The sequence below is a fragment of the Flavobacterium sp. MDT1-60 genome (assembly GCF_014844035.1).
Classification (GTDB): Bacteria; Bacteroidota; Bacteroidia; order Flavobacteriales; family Flavobacteriaceae; genus Flavobacterium.
The window spans coordinates 3,707,498-3,729,464 of record NZ_CP062159.1; the positions used below are offsets into that span (position 1 = coordinate 3,707,498).

Annotated in this window: 15 protein-coding genes and 1 pseudogene; 5 read left to right on the forward strand and 11 right to left on the reverse strand. The window is 34.9% G+C overall.

Features of this window, described 5'->3' with window-relative positions:
• Nucleotides 1-11 precede the first annotated feature (11 nt).
• On the forward strand, nt 12-782 hold the full coding sequence (locus IHE43_RS15545) for an SDR family oxidoreductase (RefSeq protein ID WP_192184742.1): 771 nt from the start codon (nt 12-14) through the stop codon (nt 780-782).
• 190 nt (nt 783-972) lie between these two features.
• Here the strand turns inward: IHE43_RS15545 and IHE43_RS15550 are convergent.
• Together IHE43_RS15550 and IHE43_RS15555 are read right to left on the reverse strand one after the other, a co-directional pair.
• Nucleotides 973-1,952, reverse strand: a pseudogene (locus tag IHE43_RS15550) (aldo/keto reductase).
• 24 nt (nt 1,953-1,976) lie between these two features.
• Entirely contained in the window at nt 1,977-2,360 is a 384-nt protein-coding gene (locus IHE43_RS15555) for a nuclear transport factor 2 family protein (protein WP_192184743.1), read from the reverse strand.
• 224 nt (nt 2,361-2,584) lie between these two features.
• Between IHE43_RS15555 and IHE43_RS15560 the strand changes: the two genes are divergently transcribed.
• The gene (locus IHE43_RS15560) at nt 2,585-3,481 is read left to right on the forward strand and encodes an AraC family transcriptional regulator (RefSeq protein ID WP_192184744.1); all 897 of its coding nucleotides are present in this window, start codon (nt 2,585-2,587) and stop codon (nt 3,479-3,481) included.
• Between the two features lie 213 nt (nt 3,482-3,694).
• On the opposite strand, the gene IHE43_RS15565 is transcribed toward IHE43_RS15560, so the two are convergent.
• The 4 genes from IHE43_RS15565 to IHE43_RS15580 form a co-directional block, all read right to left on the reverse strand.
• Complete coding sequence (locus tag IHE43_RS15565; RefSeq protein ID WP_192184745.1) at nt 3,695-5,893, reverse strand: DNA/RNA non-specific endonuclease; 2,199 nt, start codon at nt 5,891-5,893, stop codon at nt 3,695-3,697.
• Between the two features lie 333 nt (nt 5,894-6,226).
• Nucleotides 6,227-7,186 carry a YheT family hydrolase gene (locus IHE43_RS15570; protein ID WP_192184746.1) on the reverse strand — a complete coding sequence of 320 codons (960 nt, stop codon included), beginning with the start codon at nt 7,184-7,186 and terminating at the stop codon, nt 6,227-6,229.
• A gap of 190 nt (nt 7,187-7,376) precedes the next feature.
• Nucleotides 7,377-7,868: a peptide-methionine (S)-S-oxide reductase MsrA gene (gene msrA, locus IHE43_RS15575; RefSeq protein WP_192184747.1), complete on the reverse strand. Its 492-nt coding sequence runs from the start codon at nt 7,866-7,868 to the stop codon at nt 7,377-7,379.
• A gap of 321 nt (nt 7,869-8,189) precedes the next feature.
• Nucleotides 8,190-8,594, reverse strand: coding sequence for a hypothetical protein (locus IHE43_RS15580; protein ID WP_192184748.1), 405 nt, complete (start codon nt 8,592-8,594; stop codon nt 8,190-8,192).
• 180 nt (nt 8,595-8,774) lie between these two features.
• Here IHE43_RS15580 and IHE43_RS15585 point away from each other — a divergent pair, with 180 nt between their 5' ends.
• Nucleotides 8,775-9,257 carry a hypothetical protein gene (locus IHE43_RS15585; RefSeq protein WP_192184749.1) on the forward strand — a complete coding sequence of 161 codons (483 nt, stop codon included), beginning with the start codon at nt 8,775-8,777 and terminating at the stop codon, nt 9,255-9,257.
• 12 nt (nt 9,258-9,269) lie between these two features.
• Here IHE43_RS15585 and IHE43_RS15590 read toward each other — a convergent pair whose 3' ends face one another.
• Complete coding sequence (locus tag IHE43_RS15590; protein ID WP_192184750.1) at nt 9,270-11,645, reverse strand: outer membrane beta-barrel protein; 2,376 nt, start codon at nt 11,643-11,645, stop codon at nt 9,270-9,272.
• A 124-nt stretch (nt 11,646-11,769) separates the two neighbouring features.
• On the opposite strand from IHE43_RS15590, the gene IHE43_RS15595 reads away from it, so the two are divergent.
• Together IHE43_RS15595 and IHE43_RS15600 are read left to right on the forward strand one after the other, a co-directional pair.
• Nucleotides 11,770-13,416 (forward strand): histidine kinase, encoded by a 1,647-nt coding sequence (locus IHE43_RS15595; protein WP_225585142.1) that lies wholly within the window; start codon nt 11,770-11,772, stop codon nt 13,414-13,416.
• Nucleotides 13,413-14,108 (forward strand): LytTR family DNA-binding domain-containing protein, encoded by a 696-nt coding sequence (locus IHE43_RS15600; RefSeq protein ID WP_192184751.1) that lies wholly within the window; start codon nt 13,413-13,415, stop codon nt 14,106-14,108. Before IHE43_RS15595 ends, IHE43_RS15600 begins: the two co-directional genes overlap by 4 nt.
• 62 nt (nt 14,109-14,170) lie before the next feature.
• Here IHE43_RS15600 and IHE43_RS15605 read toward each other — a convergent pair whose 3' ends face one another.
• Genes IHE43_RS15605 through IHE43_RS15620 form a run of 4 tightly spaced genes read right to left on the reverse strand, consistent with a single transcriptional unit; the run spans nt 14,171 to nt 21,808 of the window.
• Nucleotides 14,171-16,627 carry a glycoside hydrolase N-terminal domain-containing protein gene (locus IHE43_RS15605; protein WP_192184752.1) on the reverse strand — a complete coding sequence of 819 codons (2,457 nt, stop codon included), beginning with the start codon at nt 16,625-16,627 and terminating at the stop codon, nt 14,171-14,173.
• 55 nt (nt 16,628-16,682) lie between these two features.
• Nucleotides 16,683-18,662, reverse strand: a complete 1,980-nt coding sequence (locus IHE43_RS15610; protein WP_192184753.1) for an alpha-L-arabinofuranosidase C-terminal domain-containing protein — start codon at nt 18,660-18,662, stop codon at nt 16,683-16,685.
• A 10-nt stretch (nt 18,663-18,672) separates the two neighbouring features.
• Complete coding sequence (locus tag IHE43_RS15615; RefSeq protein WP_192184754.1) at nt 18,673-20,112, reverse strand: glycoside hydrolase family 28 protein; 1,440 nt, start codon at nt 20,110-20,112, stop codon at nt 18,673-18,675.
• A 58-nt stretch (nt 20,113-20,170) separates the two neighbouring features.
• Nucleotides 20,171-21,808, reverse strand: coding sequence for a sodium/sugar symporter (locus IHE43_RS15620; protein WP_192184755.1), 1,638 nt, complete (start codon nt 21,806-21,808; stop codon nt 20,171-20,173).
• Nucleotides 21,809-21,967 lie beyond the last annotated feature (159 nt).

A 21,967-nucleotide genomic window follows, 5' to 3' on the forward strand; every position in this document is an offset into this window, starting at 1 on the left:
AAGATTACAAAATGAGTAAATTAAGCAATAAAGTAACCGTAGTTACAGGTGGTAACAGCGGTATAGGTTTTGGCATTGCAAAAGCATTTAAAAAGGCAGGCGCTTTCGGGACTGTTACCGGAAGAAATGAAGTAACCTTAAATAACACTGTAGAAGCATTAGGTGACCATTTTATTGGTGTTACAGGTGATGTAACGAATAACAATGATTTGGAAAATATATTCAAAAAAACATTTGATAAATTTGGAAAGATTGATGTACTGGTAGTGAATGCAGGCGGAATTGTAGATGGTGTCCCAATGGGTTCTATAAACGATGCTACAGAAGAGAGTTATGATAGCTATATGGATTTGAATTTGAAGAGTGCTTATTTTACAGTTCAAAAGTCACTACCGTATTTAAACGACGGAGCTTCCATCATACTTATCGGTTCGAGTGCAGCACATCGCGCTGCGCCGGGTATGGCAATATATGCTGCAGCAAAAGCGGCTATAATATCATTAGCAAAAGGTTTATCATTGGACTTATTGTCCAGGAAAATACGCGTAAATGCACTTTCACCCGGTTCTATTGACACGCCTGTATTTGGAAAAATTGTACCTCAGGAACAGTTGGAACAGGTAAAACAACTTTGGATAGATATTACGCCTGTTGGCCGACAAGGACTTCCATCTGATATTGGGAACGCTGCTGTATTTTTAGCATCAGATGAATCGGCTTTTATAGTGGGTACTGAAATCTTATCTGATGGAGGTTTAACTAATATTAGCCTGATGAAATAATGTAACAATAAATAACATTTTAAAAACGGATAAACCTCCAAATTCTATGACTTTGGAGGTTTCTAATTTATAGTGGCGATGGCTCGAATTAGTTAAAATATTAATAAGTGGCAAAGTCCTGATTCGTTTTCCATGTTAATTTCTTTAAATCCGGCACCAATAACTAATTTGTTGTTCCATCATTTTATTTTTATTTCCCTACTGCTTTTTGAAGATGAGCAGGATAACGATCTCCTTGTATTATGGTTTGAGAGAAAGCGTCATCAATTTTTTTAACATCTTCTACAGTTAGATAAATTGATGCTCCTCCAATATTTTCTGTTAATCGGTTTGATTTTGTTGTTCCCGGAATTGGTGTTATCCATGGTTTTTGCGCTAAAAGCCAACCTAATGCAATTTGTGCGGGAGTGGCATTTTTTGAGTAGCAATTGCGGATAGTAAATCAATTAATTTTTGATTTGCCTTTCTGTTATCTTCACTAAAACGAGGTAAATTATTCCTGAAATCAGTACTTTCAAAACTTGTATTTTCAGTAATTGCTCCCGTTAAAAAACCTCTTCCTAATGGACTAAAAGCCACAAAACCAATTCCTAATTCTTCAAGTGTTGGTAAAATTTCTAATTCAGGTTCTCTCCACCAAATTGAATATTCACTTTGCAAAGCTGTTACGGGCTGAACCAAATGTGCTTTGCGAATAGATTCAACACCGGCTTCTGAAAGTCCAAAGTATTTTACTTTTCCCTCTTGTATAAGATCCTTAACCGTCCCTGCCACATCTTCCATAGGTACATTTTGATCTACTCTGTGTTGATAGAATAAATCAATAACATCAGTTTTTAATCTTCTTAAAGATTCCTCGGCAACTGCCCTGATATTTTCTGGCCTGCTATCTTGTCCGTTAAAAGCGTTTCCTCCTTTAAAACCAAATTTTGTTGCAATAACAACTTCTTTTCTAAAAGGGCTCAAAGCTTCTCCTACCAACTCTTCATTGGCAATTCCATATGCTTCGGCAGTATCAAAAAAGGTAATTCCCTGTTCATAAGCTTCTCTAATTATCTTTATCGCTTGCTGCTTCTCAATCACAGTACCATAAGCGTAGCTTAATCCCATACAACCTAATCCTAATGCAGAAACTTCTAATCCTTGTGCTCCTAATATTCTCTTTTCCATGATTTCAATTTTTTATTTTAATTTCTAAAATGTTGTTGCTGTCGATTTAATAATAATCCACTTTTCGTTTCGTTTTTCAAGAAGCATTGTTTGCTGCAGACACCAATTATTTCTTGTGCCCCAAATACGGGCATCCAGTAGATTCTGACCAACAAATATAGCTTTGTTTCCTTCTACTTTCACTGCTGTTTTCACCTCTTGAAATGAATAGTACTTCATTCTCTCACTTTCAATTTCCGAGAACCATTCTTCTTTTGACTGTACATATCCGGTGATGTGCGTAAGTGTAAAATCCGGATCCAAAATCTTGTTCCTGTCAGAAATATCTTTGTCAATCATCAATTTTGTTAATCGACGTGCTACTTCAAGAATTTGTGACTTATCAATATCAATTTTATTAGTTTCCATACTTTTATCATTCTTCTGATAAACCAGTAAACCTTCATTAAGCCATGCTTCTTGAAAAGTTAACTTTGCTCAATTAGTAAGACAGTACAAATTTCTTTCAATACTAAGTAACTTTTATAATACATATTACGGTAGTTAATACCATTTTTACTGATTTACTCAATTGTGTTAACTTCCTAATAATCTGAATACTATATTTGTACTATAAATTTAAAGAATGCAAAATGGAACACATTATAAAAGTTGAAAAAGTTTCACAATACAATGATCTTAAAGGCGTTGAGACACAGCACCCTTTAATAAGTGTTTTCCATAATTCGGCAACAAAAGCACTGCCAAACAACACCCGCATGCATTTTGGTTTTTATGCCATTTTTTTAAAAGCCGGAAAATGCGGTGAATTAAAGTACGGACGAAATAATTATGATTATGATGATGGGACAATGGTTTTTATTGCTCCGGCGCAGGTTCTGGAAGTTAATAATCCGGATGACTACCAGCCTACAGGTATGGCACTTCTATTTCACCCTGACTTAATAAAAGGAACATCTCTGGGAAAACAAATGAGCCAATATTCTTTCTTTTCTTATGATTCCCACGAAGCCCTTCATCTCTCTTTAAAAGAGCAGCAGATTATTAAAGATTTATTTAATAAGTTACAATACGAACTAAGCCAGTCTATTGACAAACACACTAAAAGTATTATAGCCAGCAATATAGAACTACTGCTCAATTACTGTATTCGTTTTTATGACAGGCAGTTTATAACTCGTGAAAATATCAATACTGATATCCTGTCAAAATTTGAGAACTTATTAAAAGATTATTTCTTAACTGATACAGTACAGGAGATTGGTCTTCCATCAGTAGGATATTTTGCGGATCATTTACATCTTTCTCCAAATTATTTTGGTGATTTAATTAAAAAAGAAACTGGCAAAACAGCACAGGAACACATTCAATTGAAATTAATAAATCTTGCCAAAGAAAGAATTTTTGATACCGATAAATCAATCAGCCAAATAGCCTCCGAACTGGGTTTTAAATATCCACAACATTTTAATCGAATGTTTAAAAAGAATACTGGTTATACTCCTATTGAATATAGGAATCTCAATTAAAGAATTTTAATCATTCAAACAGAAATCTCCTAAATCAAATGATTTTGGAATTTTTTGAATTATGGTGAGTAATACGGATTTCATTTTGAAAAAATGTTTTTCAAAAAAATAACTGAAATAGATTTAGCGTTTCTAACATTTAACTTTACTGAACTTACATCTGTTTAGGTATTGCAGTATGTTTTAAATTATAAAAACATGCAGGAGTAAAGTTTAAACAACTATAGATTCCTGATCAATCAGTAGTGAATGATCTAAACCATCATTAGATATAAAAGTATCATATTTTTCAAGTCCCTTAAAATCAATTTCAGTAGCTTCACTTATACTTTTAATGCTGCATTGGTAATTTTTAAATTCTACCACCTTGTCTATGTCGAGTGCTTCTATATCCAATAGTAAACTTTCATCAAAATCGATAGCTCCGAGCAGTAGTTTTTGTGATAATTTAAAGGCTGTTGCTTTCAAATTATCTTCATCGTCCAGCCATACAATTATTTTAAAAAAATCCATAGGCGTTCTTACGCCTCTAAATATTCTGTCTGTTTTTTTATTAAAAATTGGTCCGTTAAAAACACTCATTTTAATTTCATCACTGTCAGTTTGTTTTTTAACTCCTTTTTCCAACACAGCTTTTTCAAGTTTTCCCCAAATTCCGGGTGCACGATTTAGTCCTGGGACCTGTGGACATGCGTTGGAATAAAAACACGTATAGATACCGTTTCGCAACTCATTTTCTTTTGAGGCAGGGATATTCCACTTAGCATCCTGATAACGACTCATATGTCCTCTGTCAAAATTAGAATGACCATAAAATTTATCATCCAGCTGACACATCTTATCAATTCTCGCATCACGCAACCAATCATCGCTGCGGTCGCTATCATCTATGCGTAACGCAGGGTCTCCCGAAACATTAACTGCGCTAATCAAAGGCATTCTTCTCACAGCATTAAAAATGAGACTGTAATTAAAATACTTTAATACCATTGATTTATCTTTAAGCAAAGCTATTTCTTTTTCAATATCACCTCCAGATTGTGGCATTGGCAGAGGAACATCTTTGTCTTTTCCCAGAAAATCAGAAATATAGCCACGGCAGGAACTAAAATCAATACTATCTTCTTTACTTATTTTAGCTGCTTCCAGAAGTAATTCATTACTGGAACTATTTCCTTTTTGTGGTTCTATAGTTTTATTAGTAGCTATTCTTTTAGTTGACAGACTGATATCTATACTATTTTCGCTGCTTAGAGCATCCACAGGGACGCTTATTATTATATTATTGCTAGTATTGGTTTCCATGATATTTTGTTTTTCGATATTTTTTATTGGTCTGTCATTTAACAGTTTACCATTTATTGAGAATGTTAGAGTTTCTTTTTGGGGTAATTGTTCAATCGCCGTAATTATAGAATCATTTGGATTTTCTTCTTTCACATGCTTTAAAATCGTACTTATTCTTATCCCTTCATTTTTAAGCCAAACCACTTTAGTGATGTCAATTTTACCATCATATTCCGGGATTATGTTATCATGTCTATCCAGATAATACTTACCATCTTCAGTCATTCTGGCTATACTCTTATGGTGAAGCCCTACCACCTGCCATTGGTCATTAAATACAGGACTGCCACTACTTCCCTGGGCTGTATCTGTTTCATAGTAAATTTTGATATCATCGATACCAACAAACAAATTTTCTCTAATCGATAATTGCTTGTAATCTCCTAAAGGATGATGAATAATATTAAGTTTCTCAACACCCACCTCTCCTATTTTACCTATAAGCCTGTCCAGATATAAATAACCAATATCTTCTAAGGAATATTCATTGTTTACATCCTTAGGTGCTAATCCTACAAAACAATAATCGAGTTCTTTGTTATTATAAAATTTAGAATTATCCATTTTAAATATAACCGGATCAATAGGATGTCCTAAATTATCATATTCATAAAAAAAATGTGCTTCACTGCTTGTTGCCATATCCTTGTTTTGAAAAACATGCCAATTGGTAAGCATAAGTTCCTTAGACACCATAAAACCAGTAGCGAAACCTGTTCTTTTTCCATTTTCCTTAATCACTATCCGGGCTACCTTTCTTTTAGTAAGTGCAATTAGCTCAATAAAATTACTATACAAAGAATCATTATTTCCTATGGCCCTTTCATAAGCAAAATCTACAGGTTCAGCCGCTTTAGAAGCAATCATATCCTTCCTGTTCTCTTTTCTCTTTTGATTTTCCTCAGGAGTAACAGAAGGTATTGAGTTACCTACACCGGAGTTTTCACTATTACCAGTTGCTGTAGCAATTTCAAAACTTTCATCAGGTCCTACAGACAAGCCCAACGTGTCTGTAACATCCTGATTAGTTTCTTTTTGTAATTGATTTTTAGATACTTTTAGCATAACAGAGATTGTTTTTAGGTAAGTATATACGTTTAAATTTTATACTCTTGCTGATTCTTTCTTAAGTACGTAAGTAATAAAGAACTCTAAATAATGATGCCTTCATATATTTAAACTTATTATCTCACCAAATATAATTAGTTTAATTAAATAAAAATCAGGTAGTTATACCTAATTTATTTAATTAAACTTAAAAGCCTATGAACCTGACAATGGTGAAGAAAGCTTATATATATATATATATATATATATATATATATCAAAGTTTTATAGAGATCCGATCGGTTTTAATCGAGGAGTTTCCTGATCGTGTATCAACAGTATTACTGAAGGCTATTTGTAGGATTTAAAAAACTCATAGGCTCTTTTCTCTGCATAGGAATACATTGAATTACGCAAGGGAAAAGCACAGTGCCCTCCATACTTAGGAGTTTCAAGGTAAACGTATGCACTGTCTTGAGCTATAGCTCTCGGGTAACATCTTTCACCTAAAAAAGGATCATCCAGAGAATTAATGATTAAAACCGGAGTAGTAATATTTTTAAGGGAAAATTCCGGAGAAACACGCTGATAATAATCATCCCGGCTGGCAAAACCATGCAGCGGTGCTGTAAAATAATGATCGACTTCATCAAAAGAAGAAATGCTGTCAATTTGATCACGGTTTATAAAATCAGGAAATTGTGCAGCTTTATATTTCAGCTTTTTTTTAATATCAATTGTAAAATTCTTTAAATAGACCCTGTTAAAGCCTTGTTTAAGTATAGCAGCACTTGTTGCAATATGAGTCGGAACCGAAATAGAGACTCCTGCTTTTATACGCTCATCTATTTTTGTCCAGCCAAAATAATTCAGGAGCTGTACACCTCCCATTGAATATCCGATCAAATAGACTTCTTCGAATCCTTTTTTCAAAACAAACTGCACCACTTCATCCAAATCATCAACTGCACCATGATGATAAAGTCTTGGAAGGCGGTTCATTTCTCCTCCGCAGGTACGATTGTTCCATGCGAAAACTGAAAAACTTTTCTGTTGAAAATAAGCCGCACAGCTATTATTGTAAGTTCTGCGGGAATCTCCTTCTAAACCGTGACATAAAATCACTGCTTTTTTAGGATCATCTATAATAAAATCAATATTGATAAAATCTCCGTCACTCAACTCATGCTTTTCTCTTGTATATCCCGGAACATCAAACTTTTTAAACAAAGCAGCATAAATAGTAGAAATGTGCCTGTTCCGATGCATAATCGAAGGGAAATTATATTCTGATTGTTCAATTACTGGCATGATAAGAAAAGTTTTTGGTGCGTTATACAAATCTAAGAAATCAATCAATATGTAATTTAAAACTGTCTTTTTATTTCAGCTCTAAAATCATTCTTCTACTAAACTAAAAATCCTCCATCAAATTATTGATTGAGGATTTTAGTTGTGAGTGGTTTATCTGGCAAAACATTCATTTATTAAATATGAAAATTTATAAGAAAGTGCCAAACCTTTCAAAATGACATGTATATCCATTTGGATGTTTAATAAGATAGTCCTGATGATATTCTTCAGCTGGCCAAAATTTAGTAAAAGGCTCTAGTGTAGTAACAATTTTACCCGACCATTTGCCTGACTGGTCGACAATGTTAATCACTTCATCTGCAATTTGTTTTTCCTCTTCATTTTGAATAAATATAGCTGATCTGTAACTTGATCCTCTATCATTTCCCTGTCTGTCTACAGTTGTTGGATCATGCATTCTGAAAAAGTAATCTAATAATTCTTTATAAGAGGTTTCGTTACTGTCATATGTAATTTCGATGCCTTCAGCATGTCCCGGGTGATTCTCGTATGTTGGATTATCATTTTGACCACCAATGTAGCCAACCTCTGTGTCCCTTACTCCAGGGCGTACACGAAAAAGGTCTTCCATTCCCCAAAAACATCCTCCGGCAATATAAGCTTTCTTCAAATTTTCCATAATTTAATATTTAAAAAATGCGGACTTGTCTGTCCTTGTATGCAATTGTAATTTATTACTATTTACTATCAAAGGTACTGGTTTTTATTTGCTATTTTAAGTAAGCGCATTAGTATTATACCAAAAATACCACAGAAGAATATAACTGCATTTACAGCTTATGAGGTCGAAATTGGTTCCATTGAGATTCCGATTGGTGCCAGTTATTAAGGAATATGTTTTTAAAATGCTTAAGAGTAATTAAAATTACTATGAAAGTTGACTACTACCCAAAATTGAAAAGAACCTGAAAATTCAGGAATAAAAAAGAAGCCTCGAAAACTATTGTTTGCTTCTTTTTTCTTTTGCTAAAGCCTTAGCACCTAATTTAGTGGTATCTTTTTTAGTTTGAGATGAAATATCATAAACTGAACCGTCTTTCGCACTTGGCCCGGGACCTGTTCCTGCACCCTTGGTGCTAGTACCCGGAGCGTTAGGTTTTCCTGGGGCTGAAATACTTCCTGCACCTGTTACGCCCTCAGATTCGGTTCCGGTTGCGCCGGTTGAATTTGTACCCGTAGTATTTGGACCATTATTTATATTTGTAGTATCTGCTGCGGCTGTATCAAGTGGAGTTTTTCTGGTGTCGATTTCATCACTATATCCATCTTTATTATTCTTACATGAAAATAGTAATCCTGTTATCAGTATAACAAAAGCAATTTTTAATTTTAATAGCGTTTTCATAATATTATTTTTTTTTGATCCCTAATACTTCAAATTTAAAATTATGATGTTGTAAAATTTTATATAATTTTCATTATGTTTTATAAATCTCTGGATTTGGATCCTGCAAAATCTGAATGTTATTATGTAACAAAGCATCCTCATAAAGAACTAAATTTGGTCTCCTTAAAAAATACTGTTATGAAAAATTATTTAATGCTTCTGCTTTCGATTTTCTTTTTTTCATGTCAACAAAAAGAAAATAATAAAACTTCTGTTCAATCTCCAGATTCAATTGTTCAAACGGAAAATAAAGTAGAGATAAAACAAAAGGAAGAGAACAAACAAATTGGTGACACTATCCATATGAATTTTAAAAATGAAAAAGGTTTATTTATAGCTGAAGGTTCTTTAGATTCTATTCATTCGAAAGTGTATCTCAAATTTAAAACTGAAGATTTAGGCGAGTTAAAAGGAAAAATTGTTCCGATCCCGGGTATAGGAAACATCCGTTTTAACCAAATTATTTTTCCCGATAAGTCCTCAGACGGGCCTTATGGAATGGACTTAAATATCGACCTCAAACAAAAAGGAAATTATATTATAGTAATTGGACACTCACTAATGGCTGACAATCCTTATTTTGGTAAATTCAGCGTAGAACTTGAGAATAAAAAAGAATAATTATACCTGCCATTAATTACGATTGGCACTATTGGCTTGTCTAATTCCTTTTTGATCTGTCAGGTTAAAACGATAAACAAAACTTAGTCGGTAGCGCGCAGCGTTGGGAATACTGTTTTCAGTAAAATAATAATCTGTACCGGTTGTGGTACTTTTATTTTGGCGTAAGTTAAAAGCATTAGTAACATCAAATACAATTGTCGCCTTGTCTTTTAATAAGATCTTACTCAAGCCAAAATCCAATGATTGCAATGCATTGTTTCTCGTTTGTGCATTTTGCTGTGCGCCACGAAAGTTATATCGACCCTGAAAACTAAATTTTGACGGCAATTTAATTTGCGTGCTTAAACGTCCTGTAAAAGTTTTTCCTTCGTAATCAAGGTCTTCTTCCTGATAACTTCCTTTTTGCGAAAAATGATAAAAATTCATTTCTATATTCACCTGTAGCCATTTTAGCGGATTGTATAGAGTCGAAAGTTCAACCCCACTGCGTATTTCATGCTGAATATTAATTGGCGTTGTATAAAATATATCATTCTCACGATAAGTAAAATCCTGAATGTAACCGCTTTCCCATTGATAATAAACAGAAGGATTTAAGGTTAGTTTTTTCCATGTTTTAAGAAAAGCCAGTTCAAAAACATCCGTATAAGAAGGATTAAGATCCGGATTGCCAATATATTGCGAATTTAAATCCGTCAGTTCATTAAAAGGATATAAGGCGTACAAAGATGGACGATTAATGCGCTTGCTATAATTTAACTGTAAAGTTGAAGCATCAAGCTTATAACTTAAATTTACCGTAGGAAACAGCTTTCCGTATTTTTTATCGTCATTATAAGTGTTTTTTATATCTGTGATAGAAATCCTTGTAAACTCGGTACGAAGGCCAGCCATATAATTAAACTTGCCCGCTTTGTTGCTAAATTGCGCATATGCACTCGAAATAGTCTCGGTGTACTTAAGATCATTATCAATATTTTGGTAGATGAGCCAAATATTCTCTTGCTGCTGTTCAGCCAAAAATTCGCTGGAGACTCTACGAATTTCTGTTTTAATTCCGAATTCAAATACCGAGACAGTATCAATTGGCTGAATAAAATCACTTTGTAAAAGCAAATCCTTGCTATTGCCTATTGAGCTTGTTCTAATACCGGGATAAACTGATTGATCCGGATATAAACGCTGTGTTGAAAGATTCCAGTTTTTATCGCTGTTCCACCAATCATACTGAGCATCTATAGTCCATTTTTTTGCCGGTTGTTTAAATGTCTGGGTATAATTAAACTCTAATTGGTTGTAATCTCGTTTCTCCCATGATTTTCCTTCTCTGGTCAAAATACTATCCTGAGCGTTGTTAGCATTACTGTACTCGTAAAATAGATTTGTTTTATCATTATCGTTTGTAGCATTCTTTAAAAAAGCGGTAGTAATCGTGCGATGTTCATCAATAAAATAATCAGCGCCAAGGTAAATCAATTTACCATCGTCATGGCGGTCTTCGTTCTGGACATGATTCAGAAAAGTTGTTGCACCATTATTAACTGTTGACTGATTCGTTGTGTATAAACCAACATAATCAGAAGAACGTATACTAAAATTTGAAAAGATGTTAATTTTATCTGATTTAAAGTTGATGCCTGGATTAAGACGGCTATCATTTGGTGACCCCGCTACCAATCGTACCTGACCGCTAAAACCACTTTTTTTGTTTTTCTTTAAGATGATATTGATGATTCCTGCTGATCCGGAAGCATCATATCTGGATGACGGATTCGTAATTACTTCTATACGCTCAATTTGGTCGGCAGCGATCTGGTCGAGGGCATTGCTTTGTGTTAAGCCAGATTGACGTCCGTTGATTAATACCAATACGCTGCTATTGCCACGGAGACTTATTGCACCTGTTGGGCTTACCGCTACGGATGGAACGCCATTTAGAACATCATGAGCAGAACCATTCTGGGAAAGTACATCTTTGCCAACTTCAAAAACTTTTTTATCCAGTTTTAAGCTAACATTTGTTTTTTGTCCATTAATCTCTACTGCATTCAATTGTACTGCATCGGTAGATAAACCAATAGTTCCTAATTCTATTTTTGGTTTACCCGAAATAATTTCTAATGGCTGACTATGATTTTGATACCCAATAAAACTAAAGGTAATCGTCATTTTACCAGAAGGTAATGCTTCTAAACTAAAAGCCCCACGATCATCAGTAACACCAACCAGTATTGTTTTTAAGGCATTGTCTTTTACCGTCACGGTTACATAAGGCAATGTTTCTTTGCTAGTATTATCCTTCACTTTACCAGAAACAGTAGTTTGCTGAGCGTTGGCAAAAAGAGAACTAAATAAAATTAAAATACTGGTTGTTATGGCTTTCATATTATATGGTTTTATAGTACAAGATTACCTCATAAAATAAAATCGCGCCCTTTAAAACATTCCAATGGCTCTAACAGCTTTCAAAATGCATTTCTTTATTTGATATTTATTATACCTTTATCTTATGTATCGCCTAACCTTTTTTATCGCTTTTTTGCTGCTATCGTTTACGTCCTGTAAACAATATACTGATTACGTAAAATCTGATGTAACGTATTATGTTGATGACGATCGTCCGCAAAATTATTTGGGACAATCTGAAGATGCTATTTTTAAAGTTCCAATAGAAGTAGAGTTGATAAAGCGCGAAAACAGCTCAGGACCATTAGGTTTGCAAGTAAGTGGTTTTGGTGCTTTTGATGTTTATTGGGATGGCGTTTTTATGGGAAACAACGGGCAAATGGCAAAATCTGGTCAGCCGGAAATACCTGGAACGGAAACAACATATTATCAAATACCAGAAAAATTATCCAGTATCGGCAAACACATCGTTACAGTAGTTGGAACACAAACTGAATTTCGAGAAGCACGACGCAGTATCGACATCAAACTCGAAAGTTTTTTAAGATTGCATCGGGCACCGCTTATTGTCATGTCTTTTATGAATCTCATGGCGGGCGCTTTTCTCATTGCAGCCATTTATTACTTTTTTCTCTATATAAACAGTACACGAAAAGAAGCAACGGTTTTACTTTTCGGAATAATTTGTCTGCTTTTCTTCTGTTTGTTAATTATAGAGTATTTAAAGTTTTATGTTGACATTCCGTATAACCAATTTTATACCCGTTTGCAAATCGTTGGCGCGTTGACTTTTGCAATTTCAATGCTCGTTCCGTGGTATTTTATGCTGCAGTTTGAATTCGAAAAAAAGCGATTGTTTTTATCTCTGTTATTCATAAGCCTAATCGTAATTTATATTTATTATTACGGTCACTATGATATTACCGCGATCTATTTTAGTTATGCGATGTGTCTTGTTTCTCTTATTATCGCAACCAATGCAGCAATACGAAAAATCAAAGGCGGTCTAATTGTGGTTGTAGGTTTACTCATTAGTATCGTGGTGAATCGCTATATTTTTTATGATTTTGGATTGTTTATCGCTTTTACAATCATTGTACTTTCCATGCTTTATCTGCACACCATTCGTGCAAAAGCAATCGAAGAAGCTCATAATGCATCATTATTACTTTCGTCAAGATTACAGTTAGAACTGATTAAGAAAAATATTCAGCCGCATTTTCTTCGAAATACATTAACCTCGCTAATTGATTGGGTTGAAGAATCGCCACAGCAAGGCGTTGTGTTTATTCGTGCATTAGCAGATGAGTTTGATATTATGAATTCGATTGCGGAAGATACGCTGATTCCCATTAGAGAAGAAATCGATTTGTGCAGAAAACACCTCGAAGTAATGTCTTTTCGTAAAGAAGTTTGTTATGAGTGGCAAGAAAAAAACATTGATGAGAATGAAGAAATTCCGCCAGCGATTATTCATACTATTCTCGAAAACGGAATTACACACAGTTTACCGCCAAAAGAAGGCTGTATTACTTTCTGCTTGAGTTTTACCAAAGAGAAAAACCATAAGGAATATTCGCTCTTAACTATCGCACAAAACCGAAACAGAAAGAAAGAAGGCAGTAACGGTACCGGTTTTAAATACATCAAAGCCAGATTGAACGAAAGTTTCAGTGACAAGTGGCATTTTGATTCCCATCAAGTGGAAAAAGGCTGGCTGACAACTATTAAAATTTTTGATGAAAAATGAAGATTCTGATTATTGAAGATGAGGCCCGAATTGCCAAACGTATAGAAAGAATGACAAGAAATTTCTTTGACAAAGAGGTGCAGATTTTACTTTCTGATTCACTTGAAAATGGGCTCCTTACTATTGAACAACATCCTATCGATTTATTATTGCTGGATTTGAATTTAAACGGAGAAGATGGATTTGATATTCTTCAAAGTGTTGTCGTTAAATCTTTTCAAACTATTATTATTTCAGCTTATACCGATAAGGCAATTAGTGCATTTAACTATGGAGTTCTGGATTTCGTACCTAAACCATTTGACGAAACCAGGCTGAGACAAGCCTTTACGCGCTTTACAACACCAGAAAAACAATCAAACGAAAATATTCAGTTTTTAGCAGTAAAAAAAGGGAAATCCATCAAACTAATAACGATTAAGGATATCAAATATATTAAAGGCGCCGGAATTTATACGGAACTGCACTTGTCAGATGGGCGTATGGAACTGCATGATAAATCTTTAGAATCATTAGCAAAATTGCTTCCGCCTGTATTTGAACGAATACATAAATCCTATATTCTTTGCTGGAATGAGGCTGATAAGCTTGTTGTAGAAGCTGGCGGCAGATATAATATGTTACTTAAAAATGGTGAATTATTACCAGTAGGGCGTTCAAAATATAAGGAAATCAGGCATAAACTGATTTAGGCTGTAACAAACGAAAGGAACATTACATTTTAAAAATCTTATTTTTTTAGATGCGACAATAGCTATAAGGCTGGTTTTATTATGTACGACTTCCCTTTTTTTGCTTGAAAAGTAATTATATATCCCAGCGTTGTTTTTTCACTTTTAAGATGAAGTGAATCAATTATAAAAGATTCGTTACATCTTATAGTACAGTTTCCACCTTCATTAGCTGTAATTTTTGATGAACTAAGCTTACCTTCTTTCCAGCTAATATCTACTATAAAATTGCCTCTTGCAACAATACCTTTTATCTCCCCGTCCTCCCACGCGTCTGGTAAGGCCGGTAATAAATGTATTTCGTGATTTTGGCTTTGCATAAGCATTTCTACAACTCCGGCAGTAGCTGCAAAGTTGCCGTCAATTTGAAATGGAGGATGTGCATCAAAAAGATTAGCATACACTCCCCCGCCCTTATTAAAATTACGGTCACCTTCTTTAGTCAACCGAAGCTGATTTCTAAATAATTTATAGGCATGGTTTCCGTCTAAAAGTCTCGCCCACATATTAACTTTCCACCCAAGACTCCATCCGGTTCCATCATCACCGCGCAATTCTAAAGTTGTTTTGGCTGCATTTGCCAGTTCTGGGGTAGACAATGGCGAAATAATGTTTGCAGGATGCAACGCATATAAATGTGAAGTATGCCTGTGGTGCGGATCTTCTTCCTCAAAATCCTTATACCATTCTAATAATTGCTTTTTACTGCCAATTCTGAACGGAAATAATTTCTGATCCGCTTTTTTTATCGTATTTATAAAATCCTGGTCTGTATTTAGGATGCCCGAAGCTTCTGTAATATTACTAAACAAATCTTTAATAATACCCATATCCATAGTAGTAGCGACTGTTACGGAACCTTTCTTTTTTCCGTCGTAATAGTACCTGTTTTCAGGCGAAGTAGAAGGCATTGTTACCAGGTAACCGTCTTTATCTTCCTGCAGCCAGTCTAATGTAAACTCTGCTGCGCCTTTTAAAATAGGATAAACTTCTTTTAAATATTTTTTATCATTGGTAAACTGGTAATGTTCCCATAAATGCCTGCTTAACCAATTGGCACCCATATACCAGTTCGCCCACATGGGATCGCCTTTGCCTAAGTCCCCTACGGGATTGGTTAATGCCCATATATCTGAATTATGATGTACCACCCAACCTCTGGCGTGATAGTAATCTTTTGCAGTCTCAGCCCCTGTAACAGACAGGTTTTTTATAAAACCATCAAGCGGATAAAACAACTCTGATAAATTGGCTGTTTCTACAGGCCAATAATTCATTTGTAAATTAATATTCGTTGTATAATTGCTACTCCAGGGCGGTCGTAATTCCTTATTCCATATTCCTTGTAAATTTGCCGGAACCTCTTTTGTACGGGAGGATGATATTAATAAATATCTTCCGTACTGAAAAAATAACATTTCAAGATTCGAATCTTTGGCTCCTTTAAAATAATCTTCCAGTCGTCTATCTGTCGCTATTGCTGTTTTCTTTGTTTCACTTTCGTTTAGGTTGAAAGAAACACGATTAAAAAAGTGATGAAAATCTTCCAGATGGTCTTTCAGTAAACGATCATAGTTTTTTGAAGCCGCATTAGTCAGATAGCCCTCTGCGAGTTTCTTTTCATCTTTGCCTTCGCTATTCGGACATTTGTCAAAACCATTAAAACTTGTTGCAGCTGATATCAGAATTACAATTTCAGTAGCATCCTTAATCTCCAGATTATTATTCTTTTCACTAATTGTTCCGTCTTTAATTATAGGCTTTACAATTAATTCAAAACGCATGCCTTTGCAACCGTTTTCATCATAAACTACTGGCTCTTTATTATAATCTATATAGTTGGGATCAACATTTGAAGGTGCTTTTCCATTTAAAAATAGGGACGTTTCTTTTATCGCGCTTTTGAAATGAAGCTGACTTTTAGCACTTAAATTAACAGAGAGTTTTTTGGGTTGACTGGCTGTCAGTTTTAAAATAATGCATTGTCCGGGAGCTGAGGCAAAAATTTCTCTTTTGTAAGATACCCCATCAACAGTAAAAATTGTCGTTGCAATTGCATCTTGTATATTAAGATCACGATAGTAAGCTGATACTGGACTATCACTTAAACTTTGTTTCAACACTAAATCTCCCAGAGGCATATAACTCTGGCTGTAAACTCCTTGCATCTTTTTTGTAAGTTCATATGCTTTTTCATAATCGCCATCTGTCAGAGCTTGTCTCACAGGAGCTAAATTCTCGAATGCAGTTGGATTTACATTTTTAGATACGGGTCCACCACTCCAAAGGGTTGCCTCATTGAGCTGTATGAGTTCTTCATTTACTTTTCCAAAAACCATTGCTCCAAGTCTCCCGTTTCCTACAGGCAAAGCCTCAGTCCAGAAAGTTGCAGGTTTGTCATAGTGAATCTTTAAATCCTCTTGTGAATAGGCCGTAGAGACAAATAACGATAGCAAAAAAAACAGGCGGATTTTGATCATGTTTTTGATATTTAATTTGTGCATGAAATGATGAATTCAAAAACTGCATTTCAAATTATTTCATCTTTAATTTTAAAACATTTACCGAATAGGCAGGTAATTTCAATTTAACCTTCTCTTTTTCCGATTTAAATTTCGCTTCCTTCGGGCTTATTTTTTTAGGATCAGCAAAAGTATTTTCATCTTGTAAATCAGGACTGGTAAGCGTTATTATAGTTCCATCCGGTATTAATTTTGTTCCTTTAAAATTAATCGAAACATCCTGTGCTGCAGAAGATGTATTGACTAATTTAATAATTATTTCTTTTGAATTTGCGTCTTTAACTGCAGATGCATACAAATTGTTTTGTCCGGTAAGCGGCGCTCCGTTTTTGCTAATAGTCAACAAATCGGTTCCTTTATTCGTCGAAAATAACTTTTGTACATAGTAATTGGCAGAACCATAAGATTGTAAATTATTGAACCAAATCATATCCGGTGTCCATTGCCAGGCATCTTCGTGCGCCATTAACGGTGCATAAGAAGTTAAATTAACCACTTCGGCATTACGTTCTAATCCTGTCATGAAAGCTGCTTCAGAAAAAGCGCACTCCCAATTGTTTCTATTATTTGGATTTGCTCCTGAAACACTTTGGGCAGCATATTCTCCAGCAAATATTTTTGGCCCTTTTCTGTCATAATTATCATAACGGGCCGCATTTCCTCTAAACCATTGCGGACTCTTATAATAATGTTCATCAATAATTTCTGCATTTAACTTTTTAAGTTCCTGCATGGCATAATCAAAATGTTCTCCATCTGGCGAAGGTCCGCTTCCTGAGACAATAATTATATTTGGATATTTTGCCTTTATCGCTTTTTCAAACACTTTATATCTGTCAATATAATCCGGTCCCCATTGCTCATTTCCAACGCCAATATATTGTAGTCCAAAAGGTTTTGGATGCCCCATATCTGAGCGGAGTTTCCCCCATGCCGTATCTTCTGAACCATTTGCAAATTCAATTAAATCTAAAGCATCCTGCACATAGGGATCTAATTCTTCAAGCGGAGCCAATTGTCCTGTATTGTACTGACAAGCCATTCCACAACTTAAAATAGGTAACGGAGTGGCACCAATATCTTCTGAAAGTTGAAAATATTCATAAAATCCCAGTCCAAAACTTTGAAAATAATCCGGAGTTTGTTTGTGGTTAAATTCTACATTCCAGCGATTCATCATCGTTTTTCTATCTTCAACATTTCCTATAGATTTTTTCCATTGGTAACGATCTGCCAAAGTTCTTCCTTCGACAATACAGCCGCCCGGAAAACGTAAAAATCCTGGTTTCATATCATACAAAAGCTGTACAAGATCTTTTCGCAAGCCATTTTTTCTATTTTTCCATGTATCTTCCGGAAAAAGCGAAATCATATCTAAATCTATCGTTCCGGTGCCTTCAAAAGTTATCTTTAATTTTGCTTTTGATTCAGTTTGAGTCGCTGTAAATTGTGACGTATACGTTTTCCATTCTTTAGAGGTTGGCACAATAACCGTTTCACCAATAACCTTTTGGTCTTTATCAATCAGTTGAATGATAATTTTTTTGATGTTTCCCTCTTGATTTAATGCTTTTAACGAAAGGTTATACTTCGCGTCTTTTTTAACGCCCATTCCTCTGAATCCTTCATTTATTAAGGCATATCCTGTAGCATTATTGATTTCAACTCTGCAAAAATTGGTGTTGTTTGCTGTTATTTCGATTGGCGTTGCACTACCTGATTCTTTGTTCAAGGAGGATCTTTTTGTATTCGGCTGCTCCCATCCCATTAAGGGTTTATCAAATTCAAAAGATCTGTTTTTAATCATTTCGGCATACAATCCGCCATCAGCTGCAAAATTAATGTCCTCGAAAAACAGTCCAAACATGGTTGGCTGAATTTTCGTGATAGCTTTGGCAGCATCCACATCTAAATTGATACTTTGGGAATTTGCTAAAAAACTCCCAAGCAAAAGACTGCAAATGATAAATTTTGTACTTCTGTTCTTTTCCATTCTAAATTAATTATTTTTTGACCGCTTTTAATTTATCCGGAAAAGCCGATTCGCCTTCTAAATTATTTATAACAAGTGAATCTACATTTTTACTTTCGACTGCGTAAGCAAAATAGTCGGGTCTGTTTTTCCCCCATTCTACTGAACAGTTTTGCATTTTGATTTTTTCTGCCGAATCAAAATAAAATCCTGATGTACTTCCTTTTACAAAACCTTCCATATCTGCAGGGCGACGATCATAAATACCACCCTGATGTGAGGTTGTTTTATCTATAAAAATACTAACATTATCAAAAACAATATTATTTATTTTATCTTTTGATTCAGCACTTACGTAAACCCCATTTTCTCCTGTACACTGAATATTACTGAAATAGATGTTTTTAATAACACCTACTTTCCCTTCAACGGCACCTTTTGGAAAACGCCAGTTGGCATCTTTATGATTTCCTTTTGCTCTTCTGAAAGCCGTAACATATATAGGTTCTGCTTTCCCCCACCAGGTATCAGTAGTGAGTTTTGCTTCAATAATAATGTTAGAAAAGATAATATCGCTTACCGTTCCTTCATCCCGATTTTGAATGCCTAAGGCGCGATTACTGTTTTTAATAATGCAATTATTAAACACTACCTGCCTGATGGCATCCATGTTTTCCGAACCAATTTTGATGGCACAGCTGCTGCTGGTCATCGTACAATTGGTAACGGTTATGTTTTCGCAGGCACCAAACTCTTCAAATTCACGTCTGTTTTTTAAACAAATACAATCGTCACCGCTTTCGATATAGCAGTCGCTAATGCGTACATTTTTTGAATGATCTAAATCAATACCATCGCTATTGCGGACTTTTAAACTGTTTAATAATGTAATTCCGCTGATCACAACATCATTACAACCCACAAGATGAATGGTCCAATAAGCCGAATTCCCTATGTGAATATCTCTTATTCTAATGTTTTTTCCACCAATAATAGTCAGAACATGAGGCCTTGGGTCTAAAACTGTAAACGGTTTTAAAACATAAGAGTCTTCCAATTCTTCTCCCATAAAAGAAATACCGTTTCCATCTATTTTTCCGCTTCCGCTAATGCTGAAATTTTCTACATTTTCACCGCCAATCCAGATAGTGCCTTCTCCTGGATTTGTACGAAAAGCACTTTTAGTATACAGTTTTTCATCCGGACTTGCCAATAGTTTCGCTCCGGCTTCGACATGTAAATCAATTCCCGATTTTACATCAAATGGTCCTGCCAAAAAGGTAAACGGTGCCGGCAGCAAAACACGTCCACCCGTTTTGCTGCAAGCGTCTATTGCTTTTTGAATCGCCGCTGCATCATTGGTTTTACCATCTCCTTTGGCTCCGTATTTTTTAACATCATATACTTTTTGTGCTGTCATTGCCAGCGAAAAACAAAAAGCAATTATAAAGGTTATCGATTTCTTTATCATTAGTTTTATTTTTAAAGATACTTAAATCTTATTTAGTTGTAAATTTAACAGAGGACGCTTACCAAAATACTGTATATAAAGCTACTAAGATTCCGCAGATTATAAAGGATCCAACGATAAACTCTGAAGAGACTTTAAACATTGCTGTATCTACCTCTATTTTATGTGCTTCATGTTCCAGTTTCGGTTCAGGTTTTAAAAGACTAATTAGTACCATCATGATCACAATTAAAAAGAAAGCAATGGTCATTCTGTCTAAAAACGGGTAATCAGGAAAAGCACCATTTGTCCATACAGGTAAAAATTTTAAAACTGCCGCAATAGGTACGGTAAGCAATGCGCCTGCAAGTCCGGCCGAAGCAGTTGTCTTTTTCCAAAACATTCCCAATAAGAAAATAGCCAAAACTCCAGGTGAAAAGAAGCCAACATATTCCTGTATAAACTGATACGCCTGATCTAATGATTTTAAAGCCGGAGCAACGAGCGCAGCAATAAACATGGCTGCTACGACAACCCATCTTCCGGTAAGTACCAATTTTCTTTCAGATGCTTCTTTATTAAAATATTTTTTATAAATATCTAAAGAAAAAATTGTTGAGATACTATTGGCTTTACCAGCAAGAGAAGCTACAATTGCTGCTGTTAAAGCAGCCAGTGCTACTCCTTTTAATCCCGCAGGCAATAAATTCATTAAGGTTGGATATGCCTGATCTGGTTTTAAAACTCCGGCTGCATCGATCATTTCTTTTTGGAACATTCCGTTTTGGTGCATGACATACATTGCAATACCAGGTAAAACCGCAATAATTGGAACTAATAATTTTAAAAAAGCAGCAAATAAAATTCCTTTTCGGGCTGTTTTTAAATCGGCTCCTAAAGCTCTTTGCACAATGTATTGATTACAACCCCAATAGGCGAGATTATTGATCAGCATACCACCTACGAGTACTGAGATTCCGGGCAATTCAGCATAATGCGGGCTTGATTTATCTAATATCATATGCAAATGATCCGGTGCTTCCTGTTTTAAAACTAAAAGTCCTTTTAGAATATCTTTCCCGAATCCAAATTGTTCTGACAATAACGTTAGGGACAAATAAGTGGTTACCAAACCTCCCAAAATCAATACGATAACCTGAAAAATATCAGTATATCCTATTACTTTCATTCCCCCCAAAGTAACGATGATAGAGAACAAACTCAGTCCGATAACGCATAATTGAAAACTAACAGGTGCTATCGATGAAATTGCCAGAGCACCTAAATAAATAATAGAAGTAAGATTTACAAATACATAAATCAACAGCCAAATTATTGCCATTATAGTACTTACTGTACCATTATATCTTTTTGCCAAAAATTGCGGCATTGTAAATATCTTGTTTTTAAGATAGACTGGTAAAATGAACATTGCCACTACAATTAATGTTGCGGCTGACATCCATTCGTAAGAAGCAATCGCCAACCCAATGGCAAAACCGGAACCACTCATCCCGATAAAATGTTCTGCCGAAATATTAGAGGCGATCAGAGAGGCTCCGATAGCCCACCAGGTGAGAGAACCTTCGGCTAAAAAATATTCATTTGAACTGGTAGAGGCATTTTTTTTACTTCTGTAAATATACATTCCGTAGGATGAAACGATTACAAAATAAATAAGAAAAACAATATAGTCTGCGGTTTGTAATACATTCATAATGGTGTGGTTATTTTTTGGTTAGTCAGCAGTTTAAATATTTAGATTTCAGCTAAAGCCTTTATCTAAACAAGTCTTTAACGTTTTTTGAAACTTAAAACAGTTTATTTCTTTCCTATTAATATTAGTTTATTTGATACTCTGGTATTTTATACATGT